A 25144-nucleotide genomic window follows, 5' to 3' on the forward strand; every position below is an offset into this window, starting at 1 on the left:
TGTTCTGCTATACACTTCCTCGTTGCCTAGGCGTGTTCGGGACTTTCACCCATTAGAGCACGCCCATGGCGCGCAAACCAAATATGGGCAGAATCCGGAAAATCGGCTCTGCCCATTTGTAACTATTCACAAATCTTATATCAGTTTTTAACGTTTACACAAAACTTGAAACGGTCTCGAATTTCATGGCGACACAAAGTATTTTTCACAATATCATTATTCAGGACTCTAAAACTGCCGAAGCATTTGTAACTGCTTTAGAAAATGCTGCCGATGCCGCTGATAAGATAACTCCTAAGAAAGTATCTTCCAGAGATTTGTCAAAAGAAGAAATCATAAATTTTTTTGGAGCAGTAACCAATGCTTAACTATGTGCAGACCTTATTTTAGAGACATACCTGCATATATTATTAGAGAGGATGCCTGTCAAAACATCCTCTCTTTTCTTATGTCTTGCAAAATGAATTATATTTTTATATCTCTCTGTGTGCCTTTTTCTCGGCATCCTTTTCTGGGCAGTTTTTCTCTGCTTTATCCCGCTTTTCTATGACCGCTTTTTTCTTCGCCAGCTTTTCCTTGACGGATACTCTGGTCTTTGCTTTTTCATCCTCTTTCTTTTCTGCGCCGTTATTTAAGACGTTATCTATCATGTTATAATTCTGTTCTTCCAGTTCCTCGATTTTTGCCAGCGGCTTATATTCTGCCAGCTTGTCAAGCAGCTCTTTCGCCTTTCTTGCAGTCTGCACCGCTTCACTGTCTGAAATGTCCGTTCCCTGCCCGAAAATGTCTGTAATGCCCTCCCGGACTTCTTCTGCGATGATCGCATTTAAAAAATCATTGAGGTATCCCACATTGCCGCTTCGTATATCCTCCGTGATATTGGCTACCTGTGCTTCCCTGTCCTCTACGGTGTCTTTATACTGGTTTGTATCATAGTCGTAGGAAAGCTGGTCGATCTCGGTAGCAAGAAAACCCGCCTGCCATTTTTCCAGTGACCCCCGCACCTCAATGTCCGGCAGCTTGTCGATCAATTCCTGTATCATGGCAACTGCTTTCGGATCGTCGGTTATATCCGGTACATATTCAAGCATTTCAAGGTCTGCCACCCCACCGGAAAAGACATCCATCTGCACATCCTCGTATTCTTCCGTTCCCTCTGTGTGCATCCGGATACCAATGCTCGGAATACCATGCATCCTCTCCGGCGGGATTTTATTGAAAAAGTCGATTGCCTGCTCCACCGTTTCAACATTTTCATGCAGTTCCCCCATATCGTGAAACTCCCCACATTCTGCAACCGTCCATGTAATCGTTTTTTCCGGTACTTTTTCTGTTTCAGCAACGGCGTTCTCCATTTCCACCCGTTTCTGCTCCAGATAACTTTCCATACCAGGAAGATAGGTTTCGAGTGTGCCTGTCTTTCCCTCTGTGATCGGGTTGATGTCCACCCTGACACCGCCAATTTTCAATTCATCTTCATTCAATACAGCAAACAGGGTATCTTCGTTCGCACTGCCCTTATATTCCACCACAATGTCTATGTCGGAACCCTCCTGCTCCAGACCTCTGCACCAGCTTCCGGATACCACGACATCTACGATCTGTGCGTCAAGGTCAAAATCATCCAGCTTTGACAGGATATGCGCCCTTGCCGTCATTTCCATATCTTCCGCATTCAGACCGCTGATCTCATGGAACATCTCATTTGTTTTTGCCCTGAAGTCCGAAACGATGCTCTTTGCCTGTATCTTTGCCTGTTCTGCCGCTTCTGTTTTTTCCATGAGTCCGTCATAGTCCACCGGAACAAGCTCTTTCTGATCCTTTACCCCAATATCTTCCAAAACTTCCTTTAATGCCGCATGAATGGATATTTCCGCATCATCATACATACCGCCGTCAAACAGTGTATAATCTGTGTTAAAAATGGAATAATCATACCCATCATCACAAACCTGTATGCTGACAAACTTATCCCCAGCCATAAATGCCATCTGTTCCAGTTCCTCCATCTGGAAATATGGATTGTCCCATTCTGTATATGGCACATCTTCCACAAGCTGCTGTTGGTTGGCTGTCGGCATAAGGTCATTCATTTTTCCCTGCTCATACAGCATATCAAATCTTGTCATGTAAAAGCTGTCATCCTCAATCCCACTTTGCTTTAACTGGTTCTGGAAACGCTGTTTTACAAACTCTTTCTTTTCCTCCGGTGTCATCGTCCTATGCACACGCACCTTATCTACCGGAAGTTCTGCACACAAGGTCTGCAAGGCTTCCATGAAGTGGCTGCTCTCCTGTGCTGTCTGGCTGTGTGTAAAATCAAGGGACAGGACATTATCACTTTTTATGGCATAGGCTACATCAAATTCTATGCCGTTTACGCTTGCTCCGATCGTCGTTTTCGCCCTGTCCTCACTCTCATCGGTGACATCTGCCCTGTACTTTCCAAACTGCTCCATTGCGTCCGAAAGACTGTCGTAACGCTCCAGTTTACTTCTGTTCTGGCTGTTATCCGCCCATGTGGGAATATTCTCTATCACATAATAAGATACCTGATCCAAATTCATGTTTTCCCCTTCCTTTCCTGCCGGATTTTGCTCTAATTCCTGCTCTATCGTATGTTTATCCGAAAATGTCTTTATTTCACTGGTATCCGTATTGTAGCGGACATCCAGATGGTAAACGCCAAACTCCTTTGTGTCCTCGTTTCCGATCTCCGCCGTCCATGCACCCTTGCTCTCCAGATATGCCGCAATACTCAGCTTATCATCTTCGCCCATCACGGAGAGTGCTTCCGCTATCTGCTCTACATCCATTCCACTGACACGCAAAAGACTGTATTTTGTGAGGTCGCTGTTTTCTATCAGAAGAAGATTTTCTTTGTCCTGTTCCTGTCCCCTGTCCCTTTTTAATTCCTGTAACCGCTCGGAAATGCCTGTAATCAATTCCGATGAAGTTTTTCTTATGGTATCAAGAGAAGATTTCAGTTCTTTCATGCCTTTCCCGCTGCTCCAGCCTGCGATATACCCAAATGAATAGTCTGAGGTATCTATCCCGAAGTGCTGACATACCGTATAGGCAACGCTCTCCGCTTCCACCTCTTTGGTATTACGGTCTTTTGGTATGCTTTCCTCTAAATCACTGTTTAATTCCCTGTCATGGAGTTTTGCATGAGCAACCTCATGGACAGCGGTTTTTACGGTCTGGCTCTGGCTCATGCCCTCCTGCAGGGCAATCCTGTGTTCCTCTGTATGGAAATATCCCTTTGCATCCCCGTCGATCTGCTCATATCCGATCGACACAGGCGAGATTTCCGTGAGTGCCTGCATAAAATCCTCATAATCTTCCACGCTTCCGGACAATTCACTTACGCCAATGTCTGGCAGCTCCTTTCCCTCTGTCTGCGACACATCAAAGACCGGGACAACACGAAAAGCGGAGAGCTTCACTTCCACTTCCTCGATCACCGGCATCCCGTTTTTATCCAGCACGATCTCCCCAGTCACCGGATCAGTCTTTTCCCGTTCTTCTTTTATCTTATACGGTGCGGGTGCAAGGATACGGATACCCTTTTCCCCACGCTTTACATGACGGTCAAAGTTTTTCTGCCATGCCTGATAGCCTGCAACAAGTGTGGCATCCGGCTTCTGCATGGCGATCAGCATGGTATTATTCAAACTGTAATGATGGAATTTTGACATGGTGGTAAGGTATTCCTTATATTTTTCGCTCTCAAATACATCTTTGATCCCCTGCTCCAGCTTTTGCGTGATCTCCTGTACTTTCTGCTTTTCTGTCTGTTTCCCTGTGTTCGTGTAATCATCTGCCATGATAAATTTCCTCCTTTTTTCCACAGAAAAAGCAGATAGATTTCTCTACCTGCTCTCTCCAAACTCTTATAAACATTCTTCTTTGCTTTTCGCTTTCGACGTTTCCGGTACTTTCTGCTGTTGCGATTTTGCTCTCATCTGCGATAATTTTTCCTTTACAGATACCCTCGTGCCTTTTTCTTCACCTTTTTCTGCATCTTTTTCTGCATCTTTTTCTATATTTTTTCCGGCACTGAGGGAAGATGAAATACCATCTATCTTCTCAATCGTCCGATCAATCCCATCCATCTGTTTTTTTAATTTTGCGATATGCTTCTTCACCGGTGCATTGATGGCTCTGGTTATGGCAATCCCCGGTTCTTCCCCGGAAATCTCTTTTGTCCCTTTCCCGGACAGGAGTCTGCCCACATTGGCGGCACTGTTTCCGATCTGCTTTAATTCGTCACCGATGCTGTCGATCTGGTTTGCAGTCTGCTCATAACTGGTCAGTGTGCCAAGCAGATGCTCCCGGTGTCCCAATAGTGCCTCTTTCACGCCGGAAAGTCCTTTCTGAAGGACTTTATTCATTTCTTCCCTGCCTTTTTCCTTAAAAGCAGACACCGCCTGCACAGCGGTGTCCACCAACTTATCTTTTATCTCTGATAAATGCGTGGCAAGATTTGTTACCTTCTCCTGCAGGTGGGATAATTTTTCCAACAGGGGATGCTTTTTTTCCTCCGGCTGGCTCTCCTGCATCTTCCCAAGCTGTTCTTTTACGCTTTGCAGCTCGTTTACCATTACATTAAGCTGCATCTGCATCCCTGCGACGTACTGCAACACTTCCATAAAGTTCTGTGACGGTGCTTTCTGCTGTTCCAAAAGCTCTAAGAGCAGTCTGACCGCATCATTCTCTGCGGTGTCCTGCCGGTTTATTGTCTGCTCCTCGACTGTCTGGTTTGTTTCCATAATGACCTCCTGAATGTATGATTTTATGATTTTCTGGTACGGAAAAGGGTTAGCGGCTTTCCTCCCTGCCCTTTTCCTTTGTGATTTCCGGTTTCTGCATGGATTTCTGTCCACACAGCTTCTGTTTCATTTCCGCAAGTTTTTCTTTCACGGAAATACGGTCATGCCTGCTGTCTGCGACACTCTGACCGCCTGTTCCTCCGCTTTCCGGCTCGTCCCCGCCTAAATCTGCCATGTTATCGCCCTTTTCATCCATATTTAACAGGGCATTTAATTCTGTTAAACGCTCCAGCTTCTCCGCAAGCTCCTGTTCCTGTGCAAACGGCTTTTTTACCTCGATTTTGGCAGTTTCAAGCTGATGTTCCACATTGGAAAGTTTCTGTTTTACATCTTCCATTCTCCCCGCCATGCCCTCTAAGGCATTGGAAAGTCTTTGCAGATTTCCAAGCGGATCAGCACCGATCTCCACATCATGGCTCAACTGCCCTTTGAGATTGATGGTAAATTTTGAGAAAAAAGTATCGTAGGACACTTTCATACGGAAACCCTGATATTCCCCGATGGTCACTGCCATGTTCGGCTGTTTTGCACTCCGGCACATATCAATCAGTGCTGCCCCGGCTTCTTTTTTGTCCGTATAAATGCGGTTTCCGATTTTCATGGAAAAACTGTCTTTGTCCACAGGCTTATGCTCCTGGTACGTCTGTATATCCGCACGATACCCCTCAAGCCGTTCTTTCATGGTTGCGATCTGCGTCGGATAATTTTTTGTGATATTATCTTCCAAACGGTAACGCTGGCTGGTATGGTTTGCCTTTAAAAGTTTGAGTTTTGACACCTGTATGTCGAGATCCATCTTTTCCTTTATGTAGGGATTGCCGGTTGCAAGTGCCTTTACCTCCGCATAGGAAAGTGCCGCTTCATCTATATCCTCACAGCTACGCACAGGGGATTTGCTTGTCATGATCTGACCGATAAATTTCTGCTTGTTCTCTATGAGCTGCCAAGAGTATGAATCGAAGGTATTTTCTGTCACATAGCGGAAAATCTTGACTTTCGGATTGAGATTACCCTGTCTTAAAATACGTCCTTCCTGCTGTTCAATATCAGAAGGACGCCACGGCACATCTATGTGGTGGAGTGCGATAAGCCTGTCCTGCACATTTGTCCCGGCTCCCATTTTTGCGGTTGATCCCAATAAAAAACGAACCTGTCCGCTTCTCACTTTTGCAAACAGCTCCGCTTTCTGGTTTTCTGTATTCGCCTGATGGATAAATGCAATTTCTTCCGGTGGCACTCCTTTTTCTATCAGCTTATCCCTTATATCCTCATAAACATTGAATGTCCCGTCCCCTTTTGGTGTGGACAGGTCGCAGAAGATAAGCTGTGTCGACCTCTGCTCTTTTGTTTCCTCCCATATCTCAAATGCCTTACTGACACAGGTTGAAGCCTTTGAATTTTCATCATCCGGCAGCATATCATTGATTAAACGCTGGTCAAGTGCCAGTTTTCTTCCATCGTTGGTCACCTTCAGCATATTATCGAAATATGGCTCAACTTCCCTGTTACGGATTCTTTCCGCACGATCTGCAAGGGACTGTACCATTTCTTTCTGGTATTCGCTCGGCTTTAAGACCACATTTTCGTACTCCGCTTCCGGTATAGGGAGTTTTAACATATCCGGTGTCTGAATGTCGGCACTCTCCTTAAAAAGACGGATCAGCTCCGGCAAATTGAAAAATTTTGCAAATCTCGTCTTTGCCCGGTAGCCGGTTCCCTCCGGTGCAAGTTCTATGGCGGTCTGCGTTTCCCCGAAAGTTGCCGCCCAACTGTCAAAATTGCCAAGTCCCAATTTCTGGAGCGTATCATACTGTAAATACCTCATGTTGGTGTAAAGCTCCGTCATACTGTTTGAGATCGGCGTTCCTGTTGCAAAAGTGATACCCTTTCCGCCTGTCAGTTCTTCCATGTACTGGCACTTTGCAAACATATCCGAGGACTTCTGTGCTTCCGTCTGCGCAATGCCCGCAACGTTCCTCATTTTTGTATAAAGGAACAAATTTTTGTACCAATGCGACTCGTCCACAAACAGCCTGTCCACGCCCAACTGCTCAAAGGTAACGACATTATCCTTGCGGGAACTGTCATTCAATTTTGCAAGCCTTGTACTCAAGGATTTTTTTGTTTTTTCCATCTGTTTGATGGTATAACGCTCCCCTTTTTCTGCCTTTGCTGCTTCTGTGGCAATCTCGATCTCTGCAATCTGTTTTTCTATGATCACAGTCTGCCGTTCAACAGAAAGCGGGATTTTTTCAAACTGACTGTGACCGATGATAACGGCATCATATTCCCCGGTTGCGATACGGGAACAGAACCTTTTCCGGTTGGCTGGCTCAAAGTCTTTTTTGGTGGCTGCAAGGATATTTGCACCCGGATAAAGCCTTAAAAAATCGCCTGCCCACTGCTCCGTCAGATGGTTCGGCACGACAAACAGGCTCTTTTGGCACAACCCAAGCCGTTTGCTCTCCATTGCCGCAGCAATCATTTCAAAGGTCTTTCCCGCACCCACACAATGGGCAAGCAGCGTATTATTTCCATACAACTGATGTGCCACTGCATTAAGCTGATGCGGGCGGAGTGCGATGTCCGGTGTCATGCCGGGGAATTTCAGATGCGAACCGTCATATTCCCTCGGTCTGGTGGAATTGAATATTTCATTATATTTTTTACAAAGCACCTGCCTGCGGTCAGGATCACGGAATACCCAGTCCTTAAAGGCTTCCCTTATTGCTTCCTGTTTCTGGCTGGCAAGCATGGTTTCCTTTTTATTTAAGACACGTTTTTCATATCCATCCTCATCAATCGTATCAAAAATGCGGGTATCACGCAGATTTAAGGAATCCTCCAAAATTTTATAGGCATTTGCCCTGCCGGTTCCATAGGTCATGTTGACAAGGGAATTGCCCCTGTCTGCATTTTTTCCCTTTACATTCCACTGTCCGGTCACATCGGAATACTGTATGCCCACAATGTTGCGGTCAAACAGATAGTCCGGTGTCTGAAAGGTTTCACGCATGAAATCCTCGATGTACTTTGTGTCAATCCATGTTGCCCCAATCCGCACCTCAATCTCACTTGCGTCCAGTTCTTTCGGCTGCACCCTCTCCAGCGCACTCACATTGATCGCATACTCCGGGCGGTTTTGGGCAAATACTTTTGCAGTAGCCAGCTTTTCCCTGACATTCCCGCTCAAATATTCGTCCGCGGTTTCCCATTTTTCCGTCACCGGATTTTGAAAAATGACTCCGGCAAGCTCCTTTGTCACTTCCTCCTCGCTTTTACCGGAAAGCTCCGACATATAGGCAAGGTCTACTCTTGCTTTTTCTCCCAGTGATACCGCCAGTGCTTCGCTTGCCGTGTCCACGCTCGTGACCACTTCCTGCTTTTTTATGGTACGCCTGGTAAACATATCCGCCTTGCCTTTAAAGTTGCCCCCATCGTCTAATTTTTCCAGTGAACTCAGCAGACTGTAACTTGCATCCTGATTAAAAGCCCTCTTGTTTGCAGTGGCATTGAGCAGACCATATTTTTTAGAGAATGCATCATAAAGCTGGTTCAATTCTGCCTACTTATCTTTTATCATGCTCTCCGGGTACTCATCAAGCTGAAAGTCGATCAATTCCTGTGTGCAGTTACGGATCTGCACCATGCCCTTGATACGCTGTTTTGTGGTTTCCGGTACGTCCACAGGCTTCATCATGGAATTTTCCCTGTAATACACACCGTCATCCACAACGGTATAACTGTAATTCTTCACGGACGGATCTGCAGGGATGCTCTCATTGTTCTGTTCCTCGGTCAGATCGTCCCATTCGATTTCATCTATGCTGCCCTCGATGTTTGCGACCGCTTCCTGCAACTGCTCCGATAACGGTCTGGACGTATCCGGCACACAGGTGCTTTCCATGCCATACGCCCCGGACACCATTTCCATTTTTCCCATGACCATTTCCGGGTGGTCTGCAAAATACTGGTTCATGACAATGCCATCGTCATTTTCCGTCAGATGCACCCAGTCCGGCTCAATATTCATTAACCTGTCACGTTTTTTTAAGAAAAGAATGTCCGATGTGACCTCTGTTCCAGCATTTTCCTGAAACGCTGTGTTCGGAAGCCGGATCGCACCCAAAAGCTCCGCCCTCTGTGCCAGGTATTTTCTGACTTCCGAATTTTTCTTATCCATTGTCCCCTTGCTTGTGACAAATGCGATCACGCCGCCCGGTCTGACCTTATCCAGTGTTTTTGTGAAAAAATAATCATGCACAAGGAAGTTATTTTTATCATACTGCCTGTCTGCAACTTTATACAGACCAAACGGCACGTTTCCCACCGCAGCATCAAAGAAATCGTTTGGATAGTCCGTCTTTTCAAAGCCTGCGATTTTAATGTCTGCTTTCGGGTAAAGCTGCTTTGCAATGCGTCCGGTCAGTCCGTCAAGCTCCACACCGTAAAGCCTGCTGTCCTGCATGGACTGCGGAAGCATCCCGAAGAAATTTCCGGTTCCCATTGCTGGCTCTAACAGGTTTCCTTTGGAATACCCCATTTTTTCAAGGGCATCATAGATTGCCTGTATGATAACCGGGCTTGTATAGTGGGCATTTAAGGTACTCTCCCTTGCCGAGTTGTATTCTTCCTCTGATAAAAGACCTTTTAATTCCTGATACTCTGCCGCCCAGTTTGCTTTGGTTTCATCAAAGGCATCTGACAGACCGCCCCAGCCGACATACTTTGCCAAAATTTCCTGTTCCTCCGGTGTAGCTAAGCGGTTTTCACTCTCAATCTTTTCCAGTGTACGGATCGCTTCGATATTCTGGCGGAACTTCTCTTTTGGTATAAATCCTTTTCCAACCGTTTCCTCCGGCTGTGGCGTGATATGGAAGTTGACTGCATGGCTCTTATCAATCTGCGGCTTTCTTTCTGCCTTTTCTCCCGCATTTTCCCTCTCATCTGCCGGTATTTCCTTTGCAGTATCTTCTTCTCCTGTGATAGAGTCCTCCGATGTTTCCGTTACCTCCAACTGTCCTAGCTGTGGTATCTCCGGCTCTGCATTGGCATTTTGTTCGGAATGATCTAACACATCTTCCTGCGGTTCTTCCTGCGCTACTTCTTCTTTTGGGATAGACTGCTCTACTGTATTTTCGTACCGTTTGACATATTCCCTTGCAACCTTCAGCAACGCATCCATATCCAACGCTTTTTGTGTTTCCCCGCCAAGCGTCTGCAACAACACATAATCTGCCGCCTGTGGCACGATCAGGTCATAAACTGCCTTGCCCTCTATGGTCTGTCCGTCAGAGGTAAGCGTGACTGCCTGTGCTGCTTCGTTCCAGCCGATCACTTTCTCCATGCCCAACGCACTGCAGATTTGTACCACAGTCCTCATTTCTTCCACCTGACTGTTGATGGCTTCCAAAGATGATGTATCCTGTTGTGATGTTTCTCTTGTGATTTCCTTTTCTCCACTTTCCGGTACAGGCTGTTTTTCCGGCTCTTTTTCAAGTTCCTGATAACGCCTTGCCTGATTGGTAAAGCCATCTAACACCGCAGGGTGTGAAGTCACGATCAAGTCCCTTGTTTCCCAATCCGCATCGGGTACAATCCCCTTTGCCCATTCCTTGTTGTTTACAGAAAAACGTCCGTCATAGGATAAATGCGTAATGGTATTTGCAAGAACATATTCCACCCTGTCCTTTCCATACTGCTCAATGACTGATTTTGCAGTCTCCCTCGGCAGGGTATAGCCGTCAAAATTATCTGCTATCGCTCTCTCAATGGCTTTTTTACACTCCATGCGGACACCATGCTCCAGCTTTTCCTGTTCCCTTCGCATGGCTCTCTCTGCCTGTTCCTGCTTATATGCTGCATAGGCTTCCTTTCCCTCTGCGGAAAGGTATTTATCCGCCTTTACAAGCTCTCTGATACGCTTTTCCACCACATTCCAGTTCAAAAGCACCTCTGCATACGGATTTCCGAAACTTCCTTTCCCAAGACGGATACCCTTTGCATCGTGATCCTCGTGTCCGCTGTCACTTCCCGGAAGTGCATGGGAACTTCCACCAGAACCATATTCATTTTTTAAGAAAGCAACATTATCCTTTGGCTCATGTCCCTCCATGAAATACTCATAGATACGGAATTTTCCATGTTCAATCCCGCTTCCGCCTGTCAGCCTGTAATCAATCTCATCCTGTGTGATAAAATCTTCTGTCCTGACTTCCACAGTATCCTGTACCGGAAATTCCCGTTTGGCGGTAAACATATCATCCAGATCATCAAGCTGTTCCAACAGATACTCCGGTGACTTTACATACCGCCATACAAGCTGTTTTTCCCCGCTTTCAAGCTGTGCTTTGGCTTTTTCTATCTCCCTGCCGATCAGCTCGATCCCTTTTTGATCGGACAAAAGCTCACACAGGCGGGAAATACTGTCCGGATAGTTTGCAGGCTTTAATTCCAGACTTTCCGGCATTTCCTGTATGCCGTCACGGAAAAAATAGTAAATATGGTCTGCAACCCTCTCACGCTCCACACCATCGACCAGAAATACCTCATTGGCACTCATATAGGTGCCTTGCTCTACCATAGAACGGATACGGCTCTCGACCTCCTGCCAGTCCATGTGTGCCACCGGATTTTCCTTTGCCGATGTTCCATACCCGACACGCATCCCTGTTTCATCAAACCACAGGGAAATCGGGTGGTTGTCAAATTCAAAGCCTTTTCCGGTTGTCTGGTATTCATTTTTCAGGAAATCCACCATTTCCTCTGCATTTTTACCCTGCTGGTACTTCGCATAGATACGCTTCCTGCTGTTATTCCTGCCGCCACCACTTCTAAGAATGGCTTCAAGCTGTTCCTGTGGCAAAGAAAAAGCAGCGGGCATAGTATATTGCATACTTGCTTCCGCTGCTGCGATTGTTCCGATCTGTTCCTCGAAACTGGGGAACAGGCTTAATTGTTGATAACCTTCCCCGGTATTTAGCTGTAAATCAGTTCCGTCAGCACGATCTCCTCCGCTGCCTGTCTGATGTTGTTCATTTTGGCTACCCAAAGCATCTGATCTTCCTCTTTGAGCTGTTCCGTCACTCCCTGGCTCTGTTTCATCTGCTCGGTCAGAAACTCCATTCTCTCCTCCGCCTGCTCCTGTATCATCAACAGATGTTCTTTCAGTTTCCCTTCCAGTGACAGTGCTGTGTGGACTCCCTTCCGGTGTTCCTTGAGGAATTTCTCCCTCATGTGACCGTACTTCGTCAGTGTTCCCTCCGGCTGTTTGTCCACCTGTAACATCGGTATCAGGTAATCCCCGTTCTGTTCGTAATCTAATTTCATCATTTTTGCCCCTTTCCCCGTCTTTTCCGGTCTGTTCGATAGATTGTTCGTCCTGCGCATCACTTTCACGCTTTAACGCATTATAGCGTGTTTCTGAATCATTTGCAAGTCCTTTCTGGTGGGAATTTTGTCTGTCATAATTTCTGACTGCCCTGCCTACTTCCAAAAGCATGGATTTTGACATTTCTGCCACGTTCTCACCAAGATGTGACAGCACTCCTATTGTGTTAAAATCATGAATGTATGGGAAACTGATTTCCTCGGCAATCTCCTTTTCATCCAAGCCGCAGCCTTTTAACACCATATAGGTGATGCTGTCCGCCAGTGTTTCCCTGATCCGAACCTCAAGGTTTAAGTCATCCAACTCCTCCAGAAAGCTGCCTTTGACACTGTACTGGATATTTGCGGCGATCTCACCGGCATAATCAGATGCCATTCTTCCGGCAATCTCACGGATACGCCCGATAAATCCGCTGTCCTTATCCGTTTCGCCGTAAATGCGCTCCAGACGCTTCATAACGGTATCTATATGCTCGTCACGCATTTTCCACTCATTCGGGAAACGTCCGATCCTTCTTGCCTTATGCACATCGGAAATGTCAAAGACATATTTCAATCCCGAATGTGTCCCCTCGTCGAGCAGTGCAATTCCCTTTGCCCCTTTGTTTACCCAGCAGTGCATCTTCTGGTTCCAGATTTCTATCGAAGCACAGGCAGTTGCATCCGGTCTTTGGGCATAGATCAGAAGCTGTTCCTTGAATGGGTACTTGTAAAATCTGGATGCTGTATTTAAGTATCTCATCCAGTTTTCTTCATTCCGCACGACTTCTTTTGATGTTTCCTCTGCCAGTGCGGACACCATTTTATACTTTCTCATGCAGTCCTCCATTTCTTAGTTTTCGTAATTTTATGCAATAAAAAAGGTGGCTATGGTTCGTTTATGATCCATTGCCACCAGTAATGATAAATCTTATTTAATTTTGATTTTTAATTCATATAAAGCATTATCATATTTTTACTGATTCATCTCCTTCTGAAAATACAGAATCATTACCTTCTGAATTCTCTAATGTTTTATTAAAACATAACGGATTCCACTCTATGGTTTCAAATTTTTCAGTCAGTTCCTGTATATCACATAATTGTTTTTGCATTATAATGTAATCATCGCTCCTAAGTATACCCGATAATGCTAACTTTAGAATGCTTTCTTTTGATGATACCGCCATTTCTTTTGCCCGAAAAACAAAATCATTTACCAACAGTATGTTTGATGATATTTCTTCTGGCATTCCTGATAATAAAAGTTCTTCTTTCTCATTATCACATATTCTGTTTAATGACATTTTTAAATAGTAAGAATTTGTTATCATATCAATAGTATCTGAAAACATTGGACTAACGTCAGAAAAATTCATGTTCTGAATTTTTTCATCAATATTTTCTCCCATCTTATTCAAGCGATCTGAAAATATTGAAATCTGCTTTATTAAAACATCAATATAAGAAATTTCCACATCCATATCATATGTAAAGTCACTATCCAAAAGTTTTCTTCTGCTTAACTCAAAATTTTCTGTGCTAACTTCTATTTCATAACATTCAATTTCTTTTTCTTTACATAAATCCCATAATAAATGTTTACATATTGGATCTATATTCATTCCAAAAGTAATTGACTTTACAAATGGCAAATCAATAAATAATGGTGTATTTTCTTCACCTACATTAATTATCCTCCACTCTTGTTCATAATTCCAGCATATATTTTTAGCTAACAAATATGACAGTATAGCTTCCATATTTGGTTCACATGATTTTATGCCTCCCTCTTTTTCCATACTAAAACCTATTATTCCTAAATCCTGCAACGATAATGTAGGTCTTTCCTTAGTATACTCAACTGGATATATAAAACCAATTGGTTCCTTAATTTGATTAAAATCATACTCTATACAAATTCCTGCATAAGAATTGGCATAATGTGACCACATTAATTGATTATCCCATCCGCTCACACTAAAACATGAAACTGTAAGTTTTGCCAAAAATTCTCTTAAACCTGGTATATATACACTATCCTTAATTTCTACTGCCTTTTCATACAATTCCTCCAATATCGTGTCTGCATTTAACATATCAGATATGTTTTTTTCTGTAATCTCAACCTTCTCCATTTGATTTACAACCACTAAAAATATTGAAAATATCTCCTTAGATAAAATATCTTTTAGTTTTTTGGGACATTTTTTATATAATACATTTAGATTATTCTTTATAAAAACTAAATTTGGTATGTTAGTCTGATGCATAGCATTCTTCCTTGAAAATAAATAATCCTTCAGTTCATTAAGCATACCTACAAATTCTGCCATTTTCCCTATTGCTTTATATTTCAGCAGCTGAGTAATAATAATTTTCGTAGCTTCATCTTGAATATTTAGCTGATCCACAAGCATTGAAATACAATTTTCATACATCTTGTCTGGCGAATAACCTATCATAGAATCAAACGGATCATTCATATTTAATGGCGTTTGTGCATATACAACCCCATGCTTTATATTTTCTATATCATATATTGTTGCAACATCTCTCCTGCATGGACGATACTGATAAAATAGTCCGCCTGCTTTACTTATTTCATTCTTCATATCTTCAAAATTCAATTTTATATTTTTCAAGTAAAAACCTCCTCACATCATTAAAATACACCTAAATATAATATATAAATATTATATCACTTTGGAGTTTTGTTTTCTATGCAAATAGGCAGTGAAATATTTCACTTGTCTCACTGCCTATAAACTCTATTTTGAGCCATTCCCATTTCTAAAGTCCCGACAATAAATTTTTCCAACTCCCCGCCATCCAATTCACTTACCACGATCAACTTTGCGAGTGTTTCCTTTTTGACTGCAAGTACTTAGATTTTCTCATCTGCACACAGTTCATGGACGCAGACACTAGACACATCTACAATTCTGCACATGATGTTCACTTCCAGCTCTCTGTTTCCTTCCATAATATCAAAAATACTATGTTGCGGCACACCAGAATGGGCGAAAAGCTCCGCCATGCTAATTTCTTCTTTTATCAAATGTAAGTCATTATAAACATCCTGTTTCCCTCCTCTATTTTCTGTTCCCGCCAGATTTCTTTTTTGGAAATTCCATTGTAAACTTATACTGCACACCGGATTTTACCTCTCCGTCTTTGGTGTAGCTGTATTCCTCTGTACCCTCCGGAATAATGTAGGCATCATATTTTTTCCCGGCTTTACTGGTAAGTCCTTTGAGCAGGGTTTTCTTTCCGGCAAGCAGACTTTCCACCTGCTCCTCTGTCAGTACCTTTCCCATGATCCTGTTTACATTCATGCCGCATTTTCCGGTGCAGTAAGCCCCATACTTTCCACTCACAACATCTTTTCCACAGTGCGGGCATTTTCCGAACACTCTCTGTTCCTGTGCAAACATTTTTTTCTGCTCGTCACTGACTTCATGGTAAGTATGGATCAGTTCGGATACCATCTGCTCAATCTCTGCCATAAAATCTTCCCTGTCCAGTTCTCCCTTTGCAACAAGCGTAAGGGCATTTTCCCAGTCAGCGGTCAGCTTCGGGGACTTTACCACATCCGGAAGCACTGTAATGAGCTTCATTCCGTCCTCTGTCGGTATCATTTGTTTTTTTTCACGCTTTACAAAACCGTCTTTTACCAGCTTCTCAATGATGTCTGCTCTGGTGGCAGGTGTGCCAAGTCCCTTACGCTCCACATCATCGCCCATATCCTCACTTCCGGCTCTCTCCATTGCGGATAAAAGGCTGTCCTCTGTAAAGTGTTTTGGCGGCTGTGTGGTATGCTCCGACACCTTTGTGTCCACACCCTCAAAAACCTGTCCTTCAGAAAGTTCCGGCAGTTTCTTTTCTTCACTTTCCTTGTTGTCCGCTGTTTTATAAGAACGCTTAAAGGCATCTTCAAAATCTTTCCAGCCGTTTCTTACTACCGATTTTCCCGATGCGGAAAATACATGACCATTACAGGTAAGTTCTGCTTTCACAGTTTCATACCGATGTGTTTCCCCGGTTGCACATAAAAGTCTGTTTGCAATCATGGAAAGTATCTTCATTTCTGTTTCCGGCAGTGCTGAGAGGTCAGTTTTTGTGATCTCCATTGTCGGGATAATGGCATGGTGGTCTGTCACTTTTTTGCTGTTTAATATCCTCTTTGTGTCAGGGTGAAACATGACATTTTCCTCAAACAAGATAGAGGAAAACACTGCTTTTATGACATTTTCCGCTGTCTGCTCCATATCATCGGATAAATACTGGCTGTCAGTTCTCGGATAGGTCGCAAGTTTCTTCTCATATAAACTCTGTGTATATTCCAATGTCTGTTTTGCGGTAAAACCAAAGATACGGTTGGCATCCCTCTGGAGTGTGGTAAGGTCATACAATTTTGGCGGTGCTATGGTCTTTTCTTCTTTTGCCACAGATGTGACAAGAGCCTGTCCGTTCCGACAAGCTCCTGCAACTTTCTCCGCTTCTGTTTTTTCTTTTATCTTTCCCATAGCTGCATCCATGCCGCCGCAAAGGATATGTGCCATAAAATAGGGTTCTTTCTTAAACTGCATAATCTTTGCTTCACGCTCCACAAGCATTGCAAGCGTCGGTGTCTGCACTCGCCCAACCTTTAACACCTTTCCGCCATACAGCACCGTAAAAAGCCTTGTACCGTTGATACCAACAAGCCAGTCCGCTTCCTGTCTGCACAATGCAGAGTCATAAAGGTTATCATAATCACTTCCCGGCTGTAAATTTGCAAATCCGTCCCGGATCGCACTTTCTTCCATTGAAGAAATCCATAAGCGTTTCATCGGCTTATGGCAGTCTGCCATGTCATAGACAAGGCGGAAGATCAGTTCTCCCTCACGCCCTGCATCCGTCGCACATATGACCTCGTTTACCCTGCCATCATGCAACAGATCATATAAAATGTCATACTGTTCTTTCGTGTCCAGTTTAATCTCATATTTCCACTCCACAGGATTTACCGGAAGGCTCTCATAATTCCACTTTTTCCACTGTTCCCCGTAGCTTTCCGGCTGTGCCAGCTCAATGAGATGTCCGACACACCAGCTCACCAGATACCCGTTTCCCTCAAAATATCCGTTCTGTCTGTCCTCTGCCCCCAATACTTCTGCAATACTTTTCGCCACACTCGGCTTTTCTGCGATTACTAACTGCATTTACTCGTCCTCCTCACTGTCATCTTCTGCAAAGAAATCATCTTCGCTGTCATTTTCGTCCTCATCATCTTCAAAAACTTCTTCTTCCTCATCCTCCTCGTCATCTTCATCTAAAAACTGCTCTTTCTTTTTCCTTACCACCTTGAAATAATATCCGGCTCCGATTGCCACAACTGCAAAACCGCCAAACACAAGATAGGTCATTGTGGAATTTTCTTTTTTCACAGGCTTTTCTTCCGGTTCTTTGGTTTCTTCGGTGTTTTCTGTTTCCTCCTCTGTCTGATCTTCCTGATTGTCCGTCTGTTCTCCTGTATTGTTATTGGATAATGCTGCATCTGTCACCGGGATAGCAGACTCCAGTGCAGCGGAATTTTTCGGAAGTGTTTCGCTTGTGTCCGATGTGATGTTAAGCAGGTCATTTTCGCTCACTTCGGTAAGGAAATACACTTTTTCTTCCTCCCCGTCCCTGTCGATGATAAGGTAAAACACTTTCTCACTTGCTGTCTGAATGGTGTAAAATTCCTTTCCCTGCCCACTCTTTTTGCTGTCTGTATCACTGCTCTGTGATTTTTGTTCAGATACCGCCTGTGCCATTGCCTGTTTCTTGGCATCTGCGGCACTTGTCTGTGATGTGGTATTTCCATCACTGTCTGTCTTGGTATGCTCTGTGACCTGTGCCGTCGCAGAACTCGGCTTTGTAGCCTGTGCATCGGACGGAAGCTGTTCTGCCGGGTTCTTCTCATTGCTGTCTGTATTTTCCGGATCGGTGTAATACGGATTGGCTGTCTTATAAACCTCCGACATATTTCCGGCATTGTCCATTGCCTGAATGGTAAAATACTGATACCCCGCATCAAACTGTTGCAGGCGGATATTTAACACCCCATTGGTCAGATCCTTAAATTCATAACCATTTACATATACCGCCTTGATACCGGACTCTGTGTCCTGTGCCTGCACACTCAAAAGTCCGTCACTGACTGCCGCATTTAAAGTCGGCTTATTAAAGTCAAAGCACTGTATATAACGGTTTCTCTCATACGTTTTCCCTTTCTGGTCTGTGACCTGCACATAAATGGTGCTGTTCTCGGAAATCTCTACATACATATCCTCGGTAATATCCATCCAGCTCCCATTCTGTGCGATTTTTGCCTGTACTTTCTGAATGGCAAAGTTCCCGGACTTCCGGGTATCTTCCACCTTGACGGAAACTTTTGTGGTATCCTTGTGCCAGCCGGAAGGTGTACGGACCGTGATCTTTATGCTCGGTGTCACATAGGCACATTCCCTGTAATCATTTTTGCATACTTCACAGTCCTTATCGTATTCATACTGGGTGCATTTATCTTCACAGGTACATTCCGGCTTGGTGCTTTCCTCTGTGTTTTTTTCTGTGCTGCCAGTGCTTTCCTCCGTACTGTTGCTGCTTTCTTCTGTGCTACTGGTACTCTCCTGTGTTTCTGTACTGTTAGGATTTTCCGTTTTTTTGCCCTCACTATCTGATGCAGTGGTTTCCCCTGCACTTCCAACCGTTTCCGCCATGTCCTGTGCATGGACATCCACTACATTTCCCTGATTTGCCACAAATGCCCCGATCGGCATGGTAAACAATACTGCCGATAGCACAAGGGACAGGACAACCTTAATGGATAATTTTTTCTTCATGTCTGCTCTGCTCCTTTTCCTTTTCTTTTTCTAACAATAACTGTCGCAGTTCATCTTCACTAGGCTGGATCAGTAATTGAAGCTGCTCCGATGAAATCTTATGCTTTTCTATCATCTGCATTTTTTCGGCGGTTTCCGCCATCTTTCTTTGTTCTTCCAAATCTTTGAGCTTTGCCTGCATAGCCGCAATCTGCTCTTTCGTTTTGGAAATCTCTTTCTCAATTCGTTCCCGTTTCGTCATAAATTTCTCCATTCCTGCCCGCTTTTCAGGGCATCTCAAGTTTGTGCATAAGCACAAATCTTGTGTGTGAAAAATGAAATTTTTCACGCTACCTCCCTAGTTCAATCTTCCAAAGCTATAAAAGTGACTCTGCCAGTACGGTGTATTGATGCTTGCATAAGCGATTGGATCTCCGCAATGGATCATTACCCCATTTCCACAGTAGATCCCGACATGGCTGACTGCACTTGCCGAATTATAAGTACCCGTAAAAAAGATAATGTCCCCCGGCTTGGCTTCGGATGCCGATACAGGCGTACACTGGTCATAAATGCCCTGTGCCGTTGTTCTTGGAAGATTATGCACTCCACTGTGGGTAAACACATAGCAGACAAAACCGGAACAATCAAAACTTGTGGATGGTGAAGAACCACCCCACACATAAGGAAATCCCAGATATTTCTCTGCCTCTGCCATAAGTGCCTGCACCGCTTCATCATCGTATGACTCCGGCGGTGTGACATTTCCCGGTCTGTTACCTGCTCCGCCACCTCCCGGTGTTTCCCCGTAAAGCGTTCCCTCACCCACATCAAAATAAAATAACGGGTTATAATACTCCCCGTTATACAAACATTCGATATGTAAATGGCTTCCGATACTGCTTCCCGTATTTCCGGTTGTGCCTATCGCATCTCCCTTTTTTACCTGTTGTCCGCTTCTGACCTGAAGGCTGTTTAAGTGTGCATATTTTGTGGTATATCCGTCTTTCTCGATTACCACATAGTTTCCGTAATAACTGTCATACGCTGCGGTAGTCACCGCACCGTCATGTGCCGCATAGACCGTTGTGCCTGTTGGCACTGCTATATCCACACCCCTGTGCAGCTCCTCATTTCCGGTACTTGGATTTTTCCGGTAGCCATAATAGCTTGATACATAGTTGTACCAGTACAGATCAAGTGGAGAGCCAAACTGCTGTAACAAACCGCCTGTTTCCATATACAACTCATACGTTTCTTTCTGCTCCGTATCCATTTTTGCGGCAACAATGCTCTCCAAAGGCTTTACCGTAAGCACTACCCTTAAAATCTTAACTTCATATTCTTCCTGTACGGTCTGCCCCTGTGCGTTTGTAACCGATCTTGTCCTCGTTTCTGTTACAGGTGTTGCGGTAAGTTCATACATCGCATCAAAGAGTGCCTGCACTTCATCTGCCACCTCACTTGCCGTAAACTGTGTGTAAACAGCAGACAGGTAACTGATGAGCGTAAACGGATTGTGTCCGATCTCCCCAAGATTATAATCATATTCATCATATCCCGGATAATCGGTTTCAATGTTGTCAATTTTCTTCTGCAAGTCAAGCTCCAGACGGGTAAACTGCAAGTCTGCCGCATCTATTTCTTTTGGTTCACTTAAATAACTGGACGCAAGGATCGTGGACTGTGTACCCGCAAACATCGCACCACAGGATACCATAGAAGTCATAATCATAAGCAAAAGCAATGCCATGATGCCCACCATGATAAAAACGCCGATATTCCGTCGGGCAATCTCCTGTAATTTCCTTGCTATTGCAGTGGTGGTATTGGCACTTTTGAAAACCGCTTCCTGTGCTGTCTTTGTGGCAGCTTTCCTTTGTCTTGCTTTGAGGTATTCCCGCTTGATACGCTGCTTTTGCAGTCTTTTTTGTAATGCCTTTTTCTTTATCTGTGGATTTTCCTCAATAAATTTCTGGTACTGGAAATTTACTTCCTTTTTGAATTGTTTTTTCTCCAGTCCTGCGATCTTCTTCCTCTGCCTGTATTCCTTTCCCTTGTACTGCCTGCGGATAAATGCAAACAAATCCTCCCCACGCTGTTCCGTCTTATGAAAACCCTCCACCGCAGCATTTTCCTTTTCATTCTCGGCAATCTTGCCATGAACGAAATTCCTGCCCTCGATCTGCACCCTCTGCATGGCTTTTTTCGTAATCCCATCCGGTTTATAAGGTTTTTCCATCTCCAAAGGCACAACCACATATTTTCCTTTTCCGGTTTCCTCGTCGAAAACTCTCTGTAAGGTATATTCCCTTTTCTTCGGAAGTTTTTTCCTTGCCTTTCTGACTTTTTCGGCTGCTTTTTCTGCCTGTTTCTGTTTTCTTTTTAGCTTATTACTCCCGATAAACTCAGACTGGGTGTCCCCGGTAAAGGTATCTGTGGTACTCTTGGTAAAATCGCTTCCGCTATTATCTGTAAAGGTACTTTCTTTCTGTTCCCGACTGCCCTGCTCTTTCTGCACCCGTTTCTTAGAACTGTCACGTTTTTTCTGTGACTGCCTGTAAGTGTCCCTGCGGTGATAATCTGCTTTCTGTTCCTCCCCTGACTTCTGGACAAATTGTCCAAAAGCTGGCTGTTCCTTTTTTTCGGTCTGTGACTTCTGGACTTTTTGTCCAAAGGTTTCATTTTTTGATTTCTGGAACTCTTTCTGCTCTCCGGCAAATGTTTTTTCCTCACGAAAAACATCACTTCCCGTCTGCTCCTTGTTTTCCGTTTCCAACTTCTGGACTTTTTGTCCAAAAGTTTTCCGGTAACGCTTTTGTGTGTATTTCCTTGTCACAGCCTTTTTCTGCGAAGGTCTGTAAGTGTCCCTGCGGTCATAACCTTCCTCCTGCTCCGGCTCTGTTTCCTTTCCTGACTTCTGGACAAATTGTCCAAAAGTTTGCCGCTGGGATTGAAAGTCATCCTGTCCGCTATTCTCGCTCTCCGACTTTTGGACTTTTTGTCCAAAGGTTGATTGTTGCGATTTGTGTGTTTCCGTTTTCGACTTCTGGACTTTTTGTCCAAAAGTTTGCCGCTGGGATTGAAAGTCATTCTGTCCGCTATTCTCGCTCTCCGACTTCTGGACAAATTGTCCAAAAGTATCAAGATTGCCATCTCTGGGTTTGAAATCCGACTGTTTCCTCTTTTTCTTTCCTGCCATCAGCTTACCTCATCTTTCTTGACGGACTCCTCCGGTTTGGTGTTCATAATGGCATAGGTCTTTGTATTTGTCGGATATTTGTCTACGAATGGAATAACTACATTATCAAAGAGGATCAGCCCACTTCCCGGCTCGGAATTGGTCACATGGGCTAACTGCTTATCCGAAAGCCCCAGCTTATCCGCCAAGATGTGCTGGTCTTTGGCATTCTGATTTAACAGATACACGAAATCACTGTTACCCAAAATTCCCTCAATTTCCTCGGAACGCAGGAAATCGCCCACGTTCTGCGTCAAACCTGTCGGGATGCCGCCCCACTTTCTAAATCGTTTCCATATCTCTACGGAATAAATGGCTGTCTGCCTTTCTTTCAAGAGCAGATGGAACTCGTCACAGTAATAACGGGTTGCAACCTTTCGCTCCCTGTTCTGTGATACCCTGTTCCATACCGCATCCTGTACGATCAGCATCCCAAGCTCTTTAAGCTGCTTTCCCAAGTCCCTGATGTCAAAACAAATGATACGGTTCTGTGAGTCCACATTAGTGCGGTGATTAAAATAATTCTGTGAACCGCTGACATACAGCACAAGGCTGTTTGCAATACGCACCGCTTTTGCCTTTGCTTCTTTTGCCAGTTCCTTTTCCACATTTTTCGGTTCATACTTTAAGAGGGCATTGTATAAGTCCCCCAAAATCGGCATATTCTCCGGCACAGGATTTTCAAAATAGGCATCGTAGATATGACCGATACAGTCATCAATGATACCTTTCTCGTCATTTTCCAAACCGTCCTTACCTCCGGCGATCAGATCACACAGGGTAATCAGGAAATCGCTTTTTAATTTCAATGCTTCCTTGTCCCCTTTATGGGATAGCTGAATATCCATCGGGTTTAAGAAATCTTTAGAGTCTGTCGCAAGCCTTACCACCTGTCCCTTTAATGCCTGCACCAATGGAAAATACTCTCCCTCTGGATCGCAGACGATTATGTCATCCCTTGTAATTAGGAAACAGGATAAAATCTCCCTCTTTGCACTGAACGATTTTCCACTTCCCGGCGTTCCGAGTATCACCCCGTTTGGTGTACGAAGTCTTTTGCGGTCTGCCATAATCATGTTGTTGGAAAGGGCATTTAAGCCGTAATAAATGGCGGGTGCTGGCATAAACAATTCCTGTGTGCAGAACGGCACTAAGATTGCAGTGCTTTTTGTTGTAAGGTCACGAGAAATTCCCGTATCATTGCAGCCGATCGGTGCAGATGCCATAAGTCCCTGTTCCTGTAAATATTGCAAGCAACGCAGGTTACAGTTCGCCTGCTGGATAATTCCTGATACCCTCTGTGTGATACTTTCCAGTTCCCTTTTCGTCCTGCCGTAACAGGTAATAAGAAATGTCATTTTGATAAGTTTCTGGTTGCTTGTGTTCAAATCGTCCAAAAGCTCTAAGGTATCTTTTTCATAGGTGATAATGTCCGTCGGAAGAATATCCATATCGTAACCGCTTCGGACAGCTTTTTTCTGTTCCTCGATCTTCATTTTCTGGATATTGCTCAATGCAGCTTTTAACTGCTTGATCGCCTTGACCGGATCAATCGTCTGCATATGCATGGTAATGGTCAGGTTATCATCAATATCCAGCAGTTTTTTCAATATATCATCCGTAAATCTCGGTGAGATAATATCCAGATACGATACACTCCCGTAGATGTTCCCGGACTTAAACCTTGTCGGATAGCGGAAGTCAAACCCCGGTGGTGCAATGTAATCTTTCACTGATTTCCCCGACTCCGCCATTTCCTGAAATGAAAAACGGAAAGGCTCCATCGTTCCCTGATTGAAATACTCATGCAGGATACGAAGTCTTTCCTTTCCGTCTAAAGAACGGGCATTTGTGCCGATATTGTTTAAATTACGCAGCACATCTTTTTCGATGTTCCCTAACTTGCTTTTTGCTTCCTTATATCCGGTGCTTTCCACACCAAAAATAATATATTTTGATTTGATGATGCCATTATTGCCCTTTGCCGACTGGTGTTTGAGCATCTGCGTGTATTCCTCACGAATATCATCAAACTCATCGTCCTGCAAAGGAATGTCAAACTGTTCTGCAAGTGCCTGTTCATTGACCTGCCTGTTGAACAGAAATAACTCAAATTTAATGGACGGATCAAAATAGTTGATAAACTTACTGTACTCCTCTAAAATGTCCCCCTGTTCTTCCACCTCCAGCAATTCATAGTTAATGTCATAAAATTCCACCATTTTTGTATAAAACCTGTGCGTGACCTGACAGATCCCGTCACGAAACATCTTCTTAAAAGTGATGGTTTTCTGTGCCGTATCCGGCTTTTTCTGCTCTTTTCCATTCCCGGCAAGAATACGTTTTAACTCCACAAGCCTTCTCTTTTCCCTAAAGGAAAGTCCCGCTTTTGTCTGCTTTTTCTTCTGCGGTTTCTTTCCCGGTTGTTTAGACTTTTCCGGAAGCCTTTTCTTCAAGATAACGCACCTCCCTCCTGATCTTTTCCTGTTCCTCCAGTTGTTCATATAAATTTTCTGATTTATAAGGACGGATACCCGGTGTGAGAATTTTCTGCCGGATCATAAAATACACAATCTTCTCTGCCGGAAAACCGTCCTTTTCATACATTGCCAAAAAGAAAAACGGCAGCATTACCCCGACCATGAGAAACGCTGCCCCCTGTGTCCCAAAAATCCCTCTGGTAAGGAAATACAGCGGAACACCTGTCATGGCAGCCCCCGAAAAACAGATGAGCTGTCTTTTGGTAAGGTTCAATGCCACTTTCGTCTTGATACCGCTTAAATCTTTCGGCACTGGTACGGATATTGCCATTGTCTGCTCCTTTCTTATGGATCGCCCATTTGGGGATA

General features: G+C 44.2%; 10 protein-coding genes and 1 pseudogene. 1 reads left to right on the forward strand and 10 read right to left on the reverse strand.

What is annotated here, in order from left to right; all coding sequences use genetic code 11:
• The first annotated feature begins 185 nt into the window (after positions 1–185).
• A complete protein-coding gene (locus DW650_RS16815) occupies positions 186–368 on the forward strand; it encodes a hypothetical protein (RefSeq protein WP_118210595.1) in 183 nt (60 codons plus the stop codon).
• 105 nt (positions 369–473) lie between these two features.
• Here the strand turns inward: DW650_RS16815 and DW650_RS16820 are convergent, their stop codons facing one another.
• The 10 genes and pseudogenes from DW650_RS16820 to DW650_RS16875 all read right to left on the reverse strand — a co-directional run bounded on the left by DW650_RS16820 (position 474) and on the right by DW650_RS16875 (position 25106).
• A complete protein-coding gene (locus DW650_RS16820; RefSeq protein WP_118210596.1) occupies positions 474–3830 on the reverse strand; it encodes an LPD16 domain-containing protein in 3357 nt (1118 codons plus the stop codon).
• A 66-nt stretch (positions 3831–3896) separates the two neighbouring features.
• Positions 3897–4775: a DUF6674 family protein gene (locus DW650_RS16825; protein ID WP_118210597.1), complete on the reverse strand. Its 879-nt coding sequence runs from the start codon at positions 4773–4775 to the stop codon at positions 3897–3899.
• 49 nt (positions 4776–4824) lie between these two features.
• A pseudogene (locus DW650_RS20185) lies at positions 4825–12294 on the reverse strand (DUF3849 domain-containing protein); the annotation flags it as partial.
• A gap of 877 nt (positions 12295–13171) precedes the next feature.
• A complete protein-coding gene (locus DW650_RS16835; protein WP_118210598.1) occupies positions 13172–14848 on the reverse strand; it encodes a DUF2971 domain-containing protein in 1677 nt (558 codons plus the stop codon).
• A 450-nt stretch (positions 14849–15298) separates the two neighbouring features.
• The gene (locus DW650_RS16845) at positions 15299–17410 is read right to left on the reverse strand and encodes a type IA DNA topoisomerase (RefSeq protein WP_118210599.1); all 2112 of its coding nucleotides are present in this window, start codon (positions 17408–17410) and stop codon (positions 15299–15301) included.
• Complete coding sequence (locus DW650_RS16850; RefSeq protein WP_118210600.1) at positions 17411–19075, reverse strand: CD1107 family mobile element protein; 1665 nt, start codon at positions 19073–19075, stop codon at positions 17411–17413.
• On the reverse strand, positions 19053–19316 hold the full coding sequence (locus tag DW650_RS16855) for a DUF4315 family protein (protein WP_118210610.1): 264 nt from the start codon (positions 19314–19316) through the stop codon (positions 19053–19055). The genes DW650_RS16850 and DW650_RS16855 overlap by 23 nt, the downstream gene beginning before the upstream one ends.
• Positions 19317–19412: 96 nt before the next feature.
• Positions 19413–22256 carry a CD1108 family mobile element protein gene (locus DW650_RS16865; RefSeq protein WP_118210601.1) on the reverse strand — a complete coding sequence of 948 codons (2844 nt, stop codon included), beginning with the start codon at positions 22254–22256 and terminating at the stop codon, positions 19413–19415.
• Positions 22256–24751, reverse strand: a complete 2496-nt coding sequence (locus tag DW650_RS16870; RefSeq protein WP_118210602.1) for a VirB4-like conjugal transfer ATPase, CD1110 family — start codon at positions 24749–24751, stop codon at positions 22256–22258. Before DW650_RS16870 ends, DW650_RS16865 begins: the two co-directional genes overlap by 1 nt.
• Positions 24723–25106: a PrgI family protein gene (locus tag DW650_RS16875; protein ID WP_118210603.1), complete on the reverse strand. Its 384-nt coding sequence runs from the start codon at positions 25104–25106 to the stop codon at positions 24723–24725. Before DW650_RS16875 ends, DW650_RS16870 begins: the two co-directional genes overlap by 29 nt.
• Positions 25107–25144: the final 38 nt, after the last annotated feature.

Source organism: Roseburia sp. AM23-20 (genome assembly GCF_003470905.1).
GTDB classification, from domain to species: Bacteria; Bacillota; Clostridia; order Lachnospirales; family Lachnospiraceae; genus Roseburia; species Roseburia rectibacter.

Coding starts and splice junctions, on each gene's coding strand:
- DW650_RS16815 (WP_118210595.1), top strand. CDS start 186: ATGGCGACACAAAGTATTTTTCACAATATCATTATTCAGGACTCTAAA.
- DW650_RS16820 (WP_118210596.1), bottom strand. CDS start 3,830: ATGGCAGATGATTACACGAACACAGGGAAACAGACAGAAAAGCAGAAA.
- DW650_RS16825 (WP_118210597.1), bottom strand. CDS start 4,775: ATGGAAACAAACCAGACAGTCGAGGAGCAGACAATAAACCGGCAGGAC.
- DW650_RS16845 (WP_118210599.1), bottom strand. CDS start 17,410: ATGCAGTTAGTAATCGCAGAAAAGCCGAGTGTGGCGAAAAGTATTGCA.
- DW650_RS16850 (WP_118210600.1), bottom strand. CDS start 19,075: ATGAAGAAAAAATTATCCATTAAGGTTGTCCTGTCCCTTGTGCTATCG.
- DW650_RS16855 (WP_118210610.1), bottom strand. CDS start 19,316: ATGACGAAACGGGAACGAATTGAGAAAGAGATTTCCAAAACGAAAGAG.
- DW650_RS16865 (WP_118210601.1), bottom strand. CDS start 22,256: ATGGCAGGAAAGAAAAAGAGGAAACAGTCGGATTTCAAACCCAGAGAT.
- DW650_RS16875 (WP_118210603.1), bottom strand. CDS start 25,106: ATGGCAATATCCGTACCAGTGCCGAAAGATTTAAGCGGTATCAAGACG.